Origin of the sequence: Pseudooceanicola sp. LIPI14-2-Ac024, from assembly GCF_042188925.1 — a bacterium.
In the GTDB taxonomy this organism is placed as follows: domain Bacteria; phylum Pseudomonadota; class Alphaproteobacteria; order Rhodobacterales; family Rhodobacteraceae; genus Pseudooceanicola.
In genome coordinates this window covers 2,018,959-2,031,833 of sequence record NZ_CP170102.1, presented here as the reverse complement: position 1 = coordinate 2,031,833, position 12,875 = coordinate 2,018,959, and the positions used below count along the sequence as shown (strand labels likewise).

Here is a 12,875-nt window from a genome sequence, read left to right as displayed (position 1 = left end):
TGTTGCCTCATGGGAAAAACGCAATACTAAGGGCGAGGCCAAGGCACAAGCCGCGCTGCCCGAGCAGTCAAAGGAGAGACATGAGACGCCTTCGCAACACGAAGATCGTCGCGACCCTCGGGCCCGCGTCGAACGATTACGACACGATCCGCGCCCTGCACGAGGCGGGCGCCGACGTCTTCCGGCTGAACATGAGCCACGGGAGCCACGACGAGATTCGCGAACGCCACCGGATCATCCGGCAGATCGAGCGCGACCTCGACAGTGCGATCGCGATCCTGGCCGACCTGCAGGGGCCGAAGCTGCGGGTCGGGGTGTTCCAGAACGGGTCCGAGGAGTTGCAGGAGGGCCAGTCCTTCCGCCTCGACCTTGACGAGGCCGAGGGGGACGCGACGCGGGTCACCCTGCCGCACCAGGAGATCTTTGACGTGCTGGAGCCGGGGCAGACGCTGCTGGTCAACGACGGGAAGATCCGGCTGAAGATCCGCGACTGCGGCAAGGATTTCGCCGATTGCGAGGTGACGACCGGCGGCACGATCTCGAACCGCAAGGGGGTGAACGTGCCCGACGCGGTGCTGAACCTCGCCGCGCTGTCCGAGAAGGACCGCGAGGACCTGGAATTCGTCTGCCAGCTGGGTGTCGACTGGCTGGCGCTGAGCTTCGTGCAGCGCCCGGAGGACGTGGCCGAGGCGCGGCGGCTGGCCGACGGCCGGGCCGCGATCCTGTCGAAGATCGAGAAACCGGCGGCGGTGAAGGCGTTCGACGCGATCCTCGAGGCCTCGGACGGGATCATGGTGGCGCGCGGCGACCTGGGCGTGGAGCTTCCGGTGCATTCGGTGCCGCCGATCCAGAAGAGCCTGGTGCGCAAGTGCCGGAACGCGGCCAAGCCGGTGATCGTGGCGACCCAGATGCTGGAGAGCATGATCGAGAGCCCGATGCCGACCCGCGCCGAGGTGTCGGACGTGGCGGCGGCGATCTACGAGGGCACGGATGCGGTCATGCTCTCGGCCGAAAGCGCCGCGGGCAGCTACCCGGTCGAGGCTGTCATGACGATGGACAGCGTGGCCCAGTCGGTCGAGGGCGACCCGCTCTACCGCGAGATCATCGAGGCCAGCCGCAAGACGGTGAAGGGCACCGTGGCCGACGGGATCGTCGCGGCCGCGCGCGAGATCGCCGAGACGACGGATATCAAGGTGATCTGCTGTTTCACCGAAAGCGGCACGACGGCGCTGCGGGTGGCGCGGGAACGGCCCCGGGTGCCGATCATCGCGATGACCTCGAAACGCGGCACGGCGCGGCGGCTCTGCCTGTCCTGGGGCACCAACTGCGTGATGACCGGGGAACTGGAACGCTTCAAGCAGGCGGTGGTCAACGCGGCGCGGGCGGCCCGGGTGGGCGGCTTCGCGACCGAGAAGGACCAGATCGTCGTTACCGCGGGCGTACCGTTCAACCAGGAAGGCACGACGAATATCCTGCGGGTGGCGCCCTGCGAGGAGCGGCTGATCTACGCGACCGATCCGGGCTGAGGCCCCACGCGACGCAGAACGGGCCGGAGGATGCCCCGGCCCGTCTCGATGCATTCCCTGAACAGTCCGGCATTCACGCCGCTCGCAGCAGGTGCGGGGTGTCCCGGGCGGCCTGCGTCGCGGCCCAGTCGAGGGCGGTGTCGGCGACCTCTTCCCAGCCGTCGTCGAGCAGGGTCCAGTGCGAACGGTCCTCGAACACCTTCAGTTCGGTTGGGGCCGCCGCCCGGGACTGCTTGGCAAAGATCGCCCGGGTCATCGAAGCGTCGGCGATCAGGTCCCTGCCGCCGCCGATCAGCAGGAGCGGGGCGCGGTCCTGGCCGGCCCAGTCGATCTTCATCGGGTTCACCACGCCGTTCCAGTAGACCCGCCCCGGGGTGGGGACGATGTAGCGGCTGAAGGCGGCGTCGACCTTGGCGCGGTCGAGGGTTTGGGCGAAGCGGCTGGCGAAGAAGTCGCGGCTCATCACCTTGACCTTCCGCCAGGAAAAGAGGTCGCGGAACACCGGCAGGGCCGAGCGGATCGCCGAGGGGCCAAGTGCCACGCCGGGGGTGGGGGCGGGGTCGATCGCCACGCCGGCGGCGCCGAGGCCCCGGGCCAGCAGGTGCTGGACAAAGACACCGCCCAGCGAATGGCCGATCAGGATCGGTTTTTCGGGGAGGGCGCGGATGATCGCCTCGTAATGGGCGACGATCTCGCGCTGGCCCAGCCGGGCCAGCCGCGGGTCGGGGGCGGCGCGCAGGGCGGCCGGGCTGCGGTCGTCGAGTGGCCAGTCGGGGGCGATGACGGTGTAGCCACGGGCCTCGTAACGGGCTTTGACGTGTTCCCAGGAGCGGCTGTTGAGCCAGGCGCCGTGGATCAGAACGATGGTCTTGGTCATTTTGTAGTCCTCTCTGTGTGGGTGTGCCGCGGCGGGCCATCCGCCGTCGATGAGAGGAAATTACGCGCTTTGGCCGGGGCGCAGGATTGGCGTATATGACATTGTCCGGGTCATAAGTGACAAAGCCATGCCTGATCCCCAAGCGCCTGTCGAAATTGCCCTGCTTCTCTATCCCGGCTGCCAGATGGCGACGGTGCACGGGCTGGGGGACCTCTTCTCGGTCGCCAACAGCCATGCGCGGGACCACGGCGGCGCGCAGCGGATCAGGTGCAGCCACTGGTCGCGCGGGCCGGACGGATGGGCGCGGGGCTTTGACAGCCATCCGGGGCCGGGTCAGCCGCAGATCGTGGTAGTGCCCGGGCGGCTTGGCCCGCCGTTGTCGGCGGAGGAGAGCGCGCCCTATGCCGACTGGCTGCGCGACCGGCACGCGGCGGGGGCGGTGCTGGCCTCGGTCTGCGTCGGGGCCTTCCTGCTGGGGCACAGCGGGCTCTTGTCGGGGCGGCGGGCGACGACGCACTGGTACTTCACCGAGGCGTTCCACCAGGCCTTTCCCGACGTGCTGCTCGCCCCTGAGGCGATCCTGGTCGAGGAAGGCGACATGCTGACCGCGGCGGGGATGATGGCGTGGACCGACCTTGGCCTGCGGCTGGTGCACCGGGTGCTGGGGCCGACGGTGATGGCCGACACCGCCAAGTTCCTGCTGGTCGATCCGGCGGGTCGCGAGCAGCGGCACTACAGTGCCTTCAACCCGCGTCTGAGCCATGGCGACGCGGCGGTCCTGAGGGTGCAGCACTGGCTGCAGTCGCGGGCGGGCCGCGACGTGTCGGTGGCACAGATGGCCGCCGAGGCGGGGCTGGAGCCGCGCACCTTCCTGCGCCGGTTCCAGAGGGCGACGGGACAGCGGCCGACGGAATACGTCCAGCACCTGCGGGTGGCGGCGGCGCGCGAGCGGCTGGAGTTCAGCCGCGACCCGGTGGAGCGGATCGCCTGGGACGTGGGCTATGAGGACGCGGCCGCCTTTCGCCGGGTGTTCCAGCGGGTGACGGGCCTGTCGGCCAGCGCCTACCGCGACCGGTTCGGGACGCTCCGCCACTAGGCGCGGTCCGGCCCGCCCGTGTCGAAGATCCCGCCCACCCAGTCGAGGAACACGTCGAGCCGCCGCGACAGGTGCCGGCTGCCCGGGTAGAGCGCGTTGAGCGGGGTCGGATCGGGCGGGGTGTCGGCCAGCACCTCGACCAGCGCGCCCGAGGCCAGTGCCGAGGCAAAGCGGTAGCGCGGCGCCTGGATCAGGCCGAAACCCTGCAGCGCGAGATCGGCGGCGGTGTCGGCATTGTCGGTGCTGACGCGGGCGGGCATCTGCCGGGTGACCAGGCGGTCGCCGTCGCGGAACTCCAGCGGCATCACCTCCCCCGTGCGGGACGAGACGAAGCCGACGCAGAGATGGCCGTCGAGGTCGTCGGTCCCCCGCGGCGTGCCGTGGCGGGCGAGGTAGGCGGGGCTGGCGCAGGTGACCTCGGCCATGGTGCCGAGACGGCGCATCATCAGGCTGCTGTCCTCGGGCGTGCCTGCCCGCAGCACGCAGTCCACGCCTTCGCGAACCAGGTCGACGAGGCGTTCGGTCTGGCCGAAGCTGACGGTGATGTCGGGATAACGGGCGAGGAAGCCGGGCAGCGCCGGCACCAGGAAGGTGCGCGTGAGCAGCCCCGGCGCGTTGATCCGCAGGTGGCCGCGCGGGGTGCCATCGAAGCCCGCCCAGGTCTCTTCGACATCGGCGAGCAGTGCGCGGGCGCGGTGATAGAACGCCGCGCCCTCGGGCGTGGGGCTGACGTGGCGCGTGGTGCGGGCGAGGAGGCGGGTGCCGAGATCGGCCTCGAGTTCGGTGATCGCCAGCGTCGCGGTCGACCGGGCGATGCCGAGGTCGCGGGCCGCGCCGGCAAAGGTGCCGCCCTCGACGATGCGGGCAAAGAGTTCCATGGCGGTGAGGCGATCCATGACCATTGTTAGTCATGATCGAATTATCATGTCAAATCGCGCATAATTGTTGGTGATTGGTGGCATCTCTACCTTGGCGGCAGACGCAAAGGAGAGACCCATGTCAGACATTCACCCCACGGTCGCGATCGTCACCGGCGCCTCGCGCGGGATCGGCGCCGAGGTCGCGCGGACCCTGGCCGCCGACGGCCACGCGGTCGTCGTCAATTATGCCCGCGGCGCAGAGGCGGCGGCGGAGGTGGTCGCCGGGATCGAGGCGGCGGGCGGCCGGGCCGTTGCCGTGCAGGCCGACCTGTCGCGGCCCGAGGGGGCGGCGCGCCTCTTCGACGCGGCCGAGGCGGCGTTCGGGACGGTCGGCATCCTCGTGAACAACGCCGGGATCATGGAGCTGTCGCCGGTCGGGGCGACCGCGGACGAGACCTTTGACCGGCAGGTCGCGGTGAACCTCGGCGGGCCGTTCCGGACGATGCGGGCGGCGGCAACGCGGCTGGCCGAGGGCGGGCGGATCGTGAACTTCTCGTCCAGCGTCGTCGGGCTCTACCAGCCGGGCTATGCCACCTATGCCGCGACCAAGGCGGCGGTCGAGGCGATGACGCGCGTGCTGGCCAAGGAACTGGCGTCGCGCGGGATCACGGTGAACGCGGTGGCGCCGGGGCCGGTGGCGACCGAGCTGTTCCTCGACGGCAAGAGCCCCGAGCTGATCGACCGGATCAAGGGGATGACCCCCTTTGGCCGGTTGGGCGACCCAAGCGACATCGCCGGGGTCGTGCGGTTCCTGGCCGGGCCCGAGGCGGGCTGGGTCACCGGACAAGTGCTGCGCGCCAATGGCGGCGTCGTCTGACGCCGTCGCATCCCTTCAACCGGACACGCAAGGAGGCTTTCATGCCCTTCGTCAACATCAAGACCCCCGAGGCCGCGCTCAGCGCCGCGCAGAAGGCCGAGATCGGCCATGCGGTCACCGAGCTGCTGGTCGGCTATTTTTCCGAAGCGGCGCGGCCGCACACCATGGTCCTGATCGAGGAGGTGCCCGACGGCGGGTACTACCGCGCCGACGCGGTCTTCACGATCCCGGAAGCCTACCGCGCGGGTGAGCCCGGTCAGAAGCTGTAGGACAGGAGGAGGCCGGCCTCGACCGTGTCGGTCTGGTCCTGGAACAGGCTGAGGTAGCCGATGCTGGCGTCGGCGTAGAAGCCGCTGTCGCCGCGCATCCGGACGCCCACGCGGACCGCGCCGCTCCAGTCGCCATCGCTGCTGGCCGGGGCGACGCGGGTCGCGTCCTCCCGGTCGATGGCATAGCTGACCCCGATCACCGCGACCGGGGCGAAGGTGCCGTAGGCGGTGCGGTAGGGGTGGCTGATCTCGATCGAGGGGGCGATCAGGCCGCTGTGCTGGGCCGGCGCCTCGGCATCGACGGTGAGCGGGGTGCCGAGCAGGCTGCCGTTCATCTGGTAACTGGCGGCGGCGAGGCGCGAGAGGCCGAACTGAAGGCTCGGGCGCAGCACGGCGGCGCCGAGGTGATACTGACCGGCAAGGGTCAGGCTGGCGGCGACGCTGAACTGGTCGTAGTCGCCCGACAGCGTGAGGATGTCGGCCTCGGTCTCGACCCTGCCGAAGGACAGGCTGCCCTGGAGCGTCCAGTTGGGCGCGATCGGCGCGGCGAAGTAGGGGCCGATGGACAGCCCCTTGGTGTCCTGCGCGAGGGCACCGCCAAAGCTCGACCCGCTGCCGGTGTTGGCGTCGATCTCGAGGCCCACGACCCAGCCGGTCTGGATCATCCGATCCATCCCGATCGCCAGGTAGGTGCCGTTGAACTCTGCATCCCGCCCGCCCGAGGTCGCCCGCAGGCGGCTGGTGCGGACGTCGGCCCAGACGTTCCACGGCGTCGGCTGCGACAGGTCGCGCCCGGGGGTCAGGGGGACGGGAACATAGACCGGGACGACCAGCGGATCGCAGGGGCCGCGTTCGAGCTTGCCGCGCTTGACGGCGGCGCAGGCGGGCAGGGGCGCCCCGGCGGGGAAGCCCGCGACCTGCGCGGGCGCGGGGGCGGGCGTGGTCGGGGTGACGGGCTGCACCGCGCCCGGGGTGCCGGGACGGGTCGGCATGACGCCGGAGGGCGGGAGGGTGCCGATGGGGGGCTGGGTCGCGCCGGGGCCGACGGGTGCGCCGGGACGGGTCGGCATGACGCCGGAGGGCGGGAGGGTGGCGATGGGGGGCTGGGTCGCGCCGGGGCCGACGGGTGCGCCGGGACGGCTGGGCATGACGCCCGAGGGCGGGAGGGTAGCTATGGGGGGCTGGGTTGCGCCGGGGCCGACGGGGACGCCGGGGCGGGTGGGCATCATGCCCGAGGGCGGCACGGTTCCGATCGGCGGGCGCACGGCGATCGGCAGTTCGGGCGTGACCCCGGTTGGCGGGAGGATCCCGATCGGGGGCAGAATGCCGATGGGCAGCTCGGGCATCACGCCGGTCGGTGGCACCAGCCCGATCGGCGGCAGGACCTGGCCGGGCCGCCAGGCGGGCAGGGTCAGGCCGCCCTTCTGGTTCTGGGTGTCGATCAGGCAGTCGCTGCCGCCGTGTCCTGCGTCGCGGCTGAACAGCCGGTGCGTCCCGCCGTTGCCGGAAGAGACGAAGGGCGAGAGCGACAGGTGCAGTCCCGGCGCGGTCGGATCCCAGCTGTCCACCGTGACGTTGCCCGACGCGGCTTCGAGCCGGAAGAGGCCCGCTTCGGTGGCCGAGAGCCAGACGCTCTGCGTGGCGCCCGCGACATTGCCGAGATACCTGAGCTGACCCAGCGACTTGCACTGCTGCGCCACGGCCGGGGCGGCGGCGGAAAGGAGAAGGGCTGCGCTGAGGACGAGCGGTTTCATGACGGGGCACCTGTACGAGACCGGATGGTTCCCCGAGCCTAGGCGCAACCGTTGCGTGTGCAGGCCAGAAAATTGACGCTGAGGCAGGTAATCAGGTGTTTTTAAGTCACCTTAGTTGCGCCGAAGCCGCAGGCCGGGGAGACGCGACTTCAGCCCGCGTGGTTGATCCGCTCGACGTAGCTGCGCAGTTCCTCGGCTTCGTGCCGGGCCTCGCGCAGGCCGTCCATCGCGGCGCGCAGCTCGGCCTCGGTCTGGTGCAGCTGGTTCGACAGCTCGCGTTCGCGCTGCTGCATGTAGGTGATCGCCTCGTCGCGCGATTCCTCGGCGTCGTGCAGTTCCTGCGCCATCTTCTCGAGCTCGCCGATGTCGTATTTCGACACCCGCGTGAAGCGGTGGACCAGCCAGTAGGTGAACCATCCCAGGCAGAAGGCGATGAAGAGGATGACCGCGGTCGCGACGATGAATTCAGTTCTGTTCATCCGACCCGCTGCCCTCCGCTTCGTCCGCCGCCGCCTCGTCGCCCGAGCCTTCGTCGCCGGACGCCTCGTCACCCGATCCGTCCTCGTCCGCCGTTTCGGCGTCGGCGTCTTCGGGCGCTGCGTCTTCTTGCGACGATCCGTCGGCATCTTCAAGGGTTGATTCGTCTGCCTCGGGGTCGACGGTGAGCATTGTGAACTCGATCCGGCGGTTTGCCTCGCGGCCTTCCTCGGTGCCGTTGTCGGCGATCGGGAACTCTTCGCCGTAGCCCTTGGCCGAGAAGGTCGAGGTCAGCACCCGGCGCATCCGCAGCTCGTTCAGCACGGCCTGGGCGCGGTTCGCCGAAAGCTGCTGGTTCATCGTCTCGCGGCCCTGGCTGTCGGTGTGGCCGGCGATTTCCAGGCGGAACTGGCCGCAGGCTTTCAGCACCTCGGCGATGTCGTCCATGATCCCCATCGAATCCGCGGCCACGGTGGCCGAGCCGGGTTCGAAGTTGATCTTGGCCACGGTCTGGATCGCGTTCAGCTCGGCCACGCATTTCTCGGGCGTGGGGATGCCGGCGACGGGGTCGAGCTTCTCCTGGTAGGTGACCTCGACCGAGAAATCCTCGGCCTCGCCCAGCTTGTCGGACAGCAGGCGCGTGATGTCGTCGCTGGCGCTTTCCGACCCGGTGTTGCCCGAGACGGCGACGTTGTCGGGGGTGACGACGGCGACGCCGTTCGACAGTTTCGCCAGCGCCTCGATCGCGGTCAGGACGCGCAGCGACCAGCCGGCGGGCAGGTCGGTGTCGAGCCGGGCGACATTGTGCACCGAGGCCGAGCCGAAGCGCGCGCGGGCCAGGCTGACGATGGCGCTGCGGGCCTGTTCGTCGCTGATCCGGCCGCGCATCTGCACCAGCCCCTCGGGCGAGAGGGTGACGGTGAACTCGGGCGGGCCTTCCTCGCCCTCCTTGGGGGTCTCGGGCAGGACGGCGTGCAGGGCGAAGACGTCGGGCAGGGAGTTCTCGAGCCCGCCGACCACGTTGTCGAAAAGCTTCTGCTCGGTCCCCTCGGCGGCGATCATGGAGATGTCGGCGTCGGAAAAGGTCACCGAGCCGCCGCCCAGTTCGGCCAGCGCGGCAATCCCCTGCGCCGCGGCGCGGGCCCAGTCGGGCGAGGGCACGCCGAGGCCGAGGGTGCAGCGCGCGGAGCCTTCCAGACCGGCCTTGGCGGCGGCATCGAGGATGGTCTTGCGCGCCTCTTCGGTGTCGGCCGAGCAGGCGTCGAAGCGCGGTTGGCCGTCCTCGATCAGGAAGCGCAGGGTGAAGGGCGTGATGACCGGGCGCGGGGCCGAGATGTCGAGCTTCAGCACCAGGTTGTTCGGCGCGGCCTTCTTCAGCTGCGATTCCATCTGGCGGCGCTGTTCGGGGCTGTCGGCCATGCCGGTCACCGCGACATGCCCCGCCTCGACCGAGATCTTGGACCGCGGCACGATGGCCAGCGCCTTGACCGCGTAGTCCAGCGCCTCGGTCCAGCCGCGCGGGGCGCGGTGGTCGGCGGCGTCGAGCAGGTCGGCAACCTCTTCGACCCCGCGCAGTTTCTGCAGGCGGGCCAGCAGCGCGTCGCGATCGGTGCTGGCGGGGATCAGGCCGATCAGCGAGAGGTCGTCGTCGCTGCGCAGGATCTCGACCGAGAAGCGGGGCGGGGCGAGGTCCTCGGCCGGCTTGACCGACATGTGGTCGATGATCCGGCTGGCGTCGATCTCGCGCCCGGCGACCGTCAGGGCCGAGAAGCGGCGCGCCTCGGACGGGGCGGTGCCGGTGAGGTGGAGCTGCAGCCCGTCGGCCTGCACTTCGGCCCAGCCCAGCTGAGCCTCGTCCAGCGCGTCACGTATCCGGGTCTCGGTCTGGGCCTCGACCTGCGACACCGCGAAGGTCGCGGTGATGATGCAGATGAGCGCGGCGATCAGGAAGGAAGAGGCGAGGATCGTGACGGTTGAGAGGCGCATGCAACAGGTGTTCCGGCGTTGTCTCAGAGGAGCGGAGTTTTACTTGGGTCGGGGTGGCTGCGCAATCAGAGCAGCAGCGCGCAGGCGAAAAACGGCAAGGGCAGAAGGCCCGCGTCGCGGTTCGAGCGGAACAGCATCAGCAGGCGGTCGTTGTCGTCGGGATCGAAGGTCCTGAGCTGCCACAGCAGGTGCCAGCCCATGACCCACGGCCCGATCAGCGCGACGACGAGGGCCAGCGGATTGCCGTGGTCGATGGTGGCGCCGATGGTGGCGAGGGTGACGAGCGCGATGGTCGCGACGAGGAACCGGCGCAGCCAGCGGGCGGTCCCGTCACCGAAGAGGCGGGCGGTGGACTTCACCCCGATCAGGGCATCGTCCTCCTTGTCCTGGCAGGCGTAGATCGTGTCGTAGAAGAGCGTCCAGGCGATGCCGCCGACGTAGAGCACGAAGGGCGGCCAGGAGAGTGTCCCGGAATGCGCGGCCCAGGCGAGGATGGCGCCCCAGTTGAAGGCAAGGCCGAGGAAGACCTGCGGCCACCAGGTGAAGCGCTTGGCGAAGGGGTAGACGCAGACCGGCAGCAGCGACAGCACGCCAAGCGCGATGGCCAGCGGGTTGAAGGTGAGCAGGATGGCAAAGGCCACCAGCGACTGCGCCACCATCCAGGCCACCGCCTGTTTCGTCGTCACCGCGCCCGAGGGGATCGGCCGGGACCGTGTCCGCGCGACCGAGCCATCGATGTGGCGGTCGGTGATGTCGTTCCAGGTGCAGCCCGCGCCGCGCATCAGCACCGCGCCGATGCCGCAGCCGACGAAGATCCACAGGTCGTGCCAGCTGGCCCGCCCGTCCCAGAGCATCGCCAGCAGGAGGCCCCACCAGCAGGGCAGCAGCAGGAGCCAGGTGCCGATCGGACGATCGAGACGCGAGAGCCGGAAATAGGGCCGCGCCCAGGCTGGTGCATAATGGTCGACCCAGTTGCCCTTGACGGCGTCCGAGACCTGTCCCTCTGGCGTGTCCCCTGCCTGCGTCATAGATTGCGCCCCATGAATGATCCTCGCCCCGCGCCGAAAATACGCCTCCATGTAGACCAGCCCTTGGGGGCGGCGCAAACCGTTCCACTGGAACGTGAACAGGCGAACTATCTCTTTAACGTGATGCGGCTGGGTGTGGGCGACGCCGTGGCGCTGTTCAACGGCCGCGACGGGGAGTGGCGGGCCGAGGTCGTCGAGGCCGGCAAACGCGGCGGCGTGCTGGAGTGCAGCGCGCAGAGTGCGCCGCAGCGGATGCCGCCGGATGTCTGGCTGATCTTTGCCCCGATCAAGAAGGCGCGCACCGATTTCATCGTCGAGAAGGCGGCCGAGATGGGGGCCGCGCGGATCCTGCCGGTGCAGACCGAGTTCACCAATTCCGAGCGCATCCGGCGCGACCGGCTGCAGGCCCACGCGGTCGAGGCGGCCGAGCAGTGCGGCGGCACCTACGTGCCCGAGGTGGCCGAGCTGGAGAAGCTCGACCGCCTGCTGGACGGCTGGCCCGAGGGGCGGCGGCTGATGTTCTGCGACGAGGCGCTGGCGGGCGAGGCGGCCGGGCTGGGCGGGCTGGAGCGGGGAGAGCCCTGGGCGATCCTGATCGGTCCCGAGGGCGGGTTTTCCGACGCAGAGCGCAAGCGGCTGCACGGGCTGTCGTTTGCCCGCCCGGTCAGCCTGGGGCCGCGGGTGCTGCGGGCCGATACGGCGGCGGTGGCGGCGCTGACGCTCTGGCAACACGCGCTCGGGGACTGGTGATGCGCAGGGTGACCGAAGCGGACCTGCCCGCGGTCGAGGCATTCCTCGCGGCGCATGCGGATCACGCGATGTTCGCGCTGTCGAACCTTGCCACCGAGGGACTGGCGCGGGACGGCGGGCAGAACGCGGCGCGGTCGATGTTCGTCTGGGCCTGGGGCGACCCGGTGACGGCGGTGATCGCCATCACCGCCGAGGGGATGATCCTGCCGGTGCTGCCGCGCGAGGCCGCGGCGCACTGGGCCGAGATCGCGCCCGAGCTGGCCGGACGCCGCGCCTTCGGCATCACCGGAGAGGCGGGCGCGGCGCGGGCGGGGTTCCGGGCGCTCGGCCTCGGGCAGTCGGGCGTCGCGCTCGACCGGGACGAGCCGCATTTCGCGCTGGAGCTGGAGGCGCTGGAGGTGCCAGCGGGGCACGACGCCTTTGCCGTCGTGGCCCCCGGTCCCGGGCAGCGCGCGCTGATGGAGGACTGGCGGGCGGTCTACCACGTCGAGGTTCTGGGCACCCGGCCCGAGCATGCCGCGGCGATGGCGAAGCGCGACATCGAGATCGCGCTGGCCCGCGACACCTACCGCATGATCCTGCGCGACGGCGTTCCGGTCTCGATGGCCGGGATCAACGCCGCGGCGCCGGGCATCGTGCAGGTCGGCGGCGTCTTCACCCCGCCGGAACTGCGGGGCCAGGGACTGGCCCGCCACGCGGTCGCGGCCCTGCTGGCCGACCGGCGGGCGCGGGGCGCGAAACGGGCCGTGCTCTTTGCCGCAAGCGAGGCGGCGGCCCGGGCCTATGTCGCCATCGGCTTCCGCCGGATCGGGGACTACACCCTCACCCTCTTTGACCCGGTGGTGGAGATCGCGCCATGAGTTTCGTCCGACCCGAGATCGCGCACGGCCTGCGCCGCTGGCGCGAGGCGCTGTTCGGCGCAGGTGTCCTGCTGGTCGGCCTGTGGTGGTCGCTGGCCATGCTGGGGCCGCTGACCTGGATCGGCTGGCTGATCGCGGCGGTCGGCGGCGGGCTGATCGTGGCGGGCATCCAGCGCGGACGCTTCCGGCAAGGCCGCGACGGGCCGGGCGTGGTGCGGGTGGACGAGGGACAGATCGCCTATTTCGGCCCCTGGGACGGCGGCGTCGCAGCGCTGAGCGAGATCGTCGAGGTCACGCTGGACCGGCGCGCGCGGCCGGCCTGCTGGCGGATCCGCCAGCCGGGCCGCCCCGACCTCGAGATCCCGGTGAACGCCGAGGGGGCCGAGGCGCTGTTCGACGCCTTCGGCGCGCTGCCCTCGTTCGACACGCGGGCGATGCTGGCCGCGCTGCACGGGGTCGAACGCTACCCGGTGACAGTCTGGGAAAAACCGGCGCTGCGGCTGCATTGACACTCT

Annotated in this window: 13 protein-coding genes; 7 read left to right on the top strand and 6 right to left on the bottom strand. The window is 70.5% G+C overall.

Going from position 1 to position 12,875, the window contains the following annotated elements:
• Positions 1-80 precede the first annotated feature (80 nt).
• The gene (pyk, locus tag ACE2AC_RS09935) at positions 81-1,526 is read left to right on the top strand and encodes a pyruvate kinase (protein ID WP_375691935.1); all 1,446 of its coding nucleotides are present in this window, start codon (positions 81-83) and stop codon (positions 1,524-1,526) included.
• 73 nt (positions 1,527-1,599) lie between these two features.
• Here the strand turns inward: pyk and ACE2AC_RS09930 are convergent, their stop codons facing one another.
• Entirely contained in the window at positions 1,600-2,403 is an 804-nt protein-coding gene (locus tag ACE2AC_RS09930; RefSeq protein ID WP_375691934.1) for an alpha/beta hydrolase, read from the bottom strand.
• Between the two features lie 127 nt (positions 2,404-2,530).
• Here ACE2AC_RS09930 and ACE2AC_RS09925 point away from each other — a divergent pair, with 127 nt between their 5' ends.
• Entirely contained in the window at positions 2,531-3,499 is a 969-nt protein-coding gene (locus ACE2AC_RS09925) for a GlxA family transcriptional regulator (RefSeq protein WP_375691933.1), read from the top strand.
• Here ACE2AC_RS09925 and ACE2AC_RS09920 read toward each other — a convergent pair.
• A complete protein-coding gene (locus ACE2AC_RS09920; RefSeq protein ID WP_375691932.1) occupies positions 3,496-4,395 on the bottom strand; it encodes a LysR family transcriptional regulator in 900 nt (299 codons plus the stop codon). The two genes, ACE2AC_RS09925 and ACE2AC_RS09920, sit on opposite strands and share 4 nt — an antisense overlap.
• 100 nt (positions 4,396-4,495) lie before the next feature.
• On the opposite strand from ACE2AC_RS09920, the gene ACE2AC_RS09915 reads away from it, so the two are divergent.
• Positions 4,496-5,236, top strand: a complete 741-nt coding sequence (locus ACE2AC_RS09915) for an SDR family oxidoreductase (protein WP_375691931.1) — start codon at positions 4,496-4,498, stop codon at positions 5,234-5,236.
• A 41-nt stretch (positions 5,237-5,277) separates the two neighbouring features.
• The gene (locus ACE2AC_RS09910) at positions 5,278-5,505 is read left to right on the top strand and encodes a 4-oxalocrotonate tautomerase family protein (protein ID WP_375691930.1); all 228 of its coding nucleotides are present in this window, start codon (positions 5,278-5,280) and stop codon (positions 5,503-5,505) included.
• On the opposite strand, the gene ACE2AC_RS09905 is transcribed toward ACE2AC_RS09910, so the two are convergent.
• The 4 genes from ACE2AC_RS09905 to ubiA all read right to left on the bottom strand — a co-directional run bounded on the left by ACE2AC_RS09905 (position 5,493) and on the right by ubiA (position 10,750).
• Positions 5,493-7,259 (bottom strand): autotransporter domain-containing protein, encoded by a 1,767-nt coding sequence (locus ACE2AC_RS09905; RefSeq protein WP_375691929.1) that lies wholly within the window; start codon positions 7,257-7,259, stop codon positions 5,493-5,495. The two genes, ACE2AC_RS09910 and ACE2AC_RS09905, sit on opposite strands and share 13 nt — an antisense overlap.
• A gap of 149 nt (positions 7,260-7,408) precedes the next feature.
• A complete protein-coding gene (locus ACE2AC_RS09900; RefSeq protein ID WP_375691928.1) occupies positions 7,409-7,738 on the bottom strand; it encodes a hypothetical protein in 330 nt (109 codons plus the stop codon).
• Entirely contained in the window at positions 7,725-9,722 is a 1,998-nt protein-coding gene (locus ACE2AC_RS09895; RefSeq protein WP_375691927.1) for an OmpA family protein, read from the bottom strand. The genes ACE2AC_RS09900 and ACE2AC_RS09895 overlap by 14 nt, the downstream gene beginning before the upstream one ends.
• A gap of 65 nt (positions 9,723-9,787) precedes the next feature.
• A complete protein-coding gene (gene ubiA, locus ACE2AC_RS09890; RefSeq protein WP_375691926.1) occupies positions 9,788-10,750 on the bottom strand; it encodes a 4-hydroxybenzoate octaprenyltransferase in 963 nt (320 codons plus the stop codon).
• A gap of 12 nt (positions 10,751-10,762) precedes the next feature.
• Here ubiA and ACE2AC_RS09885 point away from each other — a divergent pair, with 12 nt between their 5' ends.
• From ACE2AC_RS09885 to ACE2AC_RS09875, 3 genes are read left to right on the top strand one after another with little or no spacing between them, the layout of a single operon-like run.
• Positions 10,763-11,500 carry a 16S rRNA (uracil(1498)-N(3))-methyltransferase gene (locus ACE2AC_RS09885; RefSeq protein ID WP_375691925.1) on the top strand — a complete coding sequence of 246 codons (738 nt, stop codon included), beginning with the start codon at positions 10,763-10,765 and terminating at the stop codon, positions 11,498-11,500.
• Between the two features lie 8 nt (positions 11,501-11,508).
• On the top strand, positions 11,509-12,360 hold the full coding sequence (locus ACE2AC_RS09880; protein ID WP_375691924.1) for a GNAT family N-acetyltransferase: 852 nt from the start codon (positions 11,509-11,511) through the stop codon (positions 12,358-12,360).
• Positions 12,357-12,869 carry a hypothetical protein gene (locus tag ACE2AC_RS09875; RefSeq protein WP_375691923.1) on the top strand — a complete coding sequence of 171 codons (513 nt, stop codon included), beginning with the start codon at positions 12,357-12,359 and terminating at the stop codon, positions 12,867-12,869. Before ACE2AC_RS09880 ends, ACE2AC_RS09875 begins: the two co-directional genes overlap by 4 nt.
• The last annotated feature ends 6 nt before the right edge of the window (positions 12,870-12,875 follow it).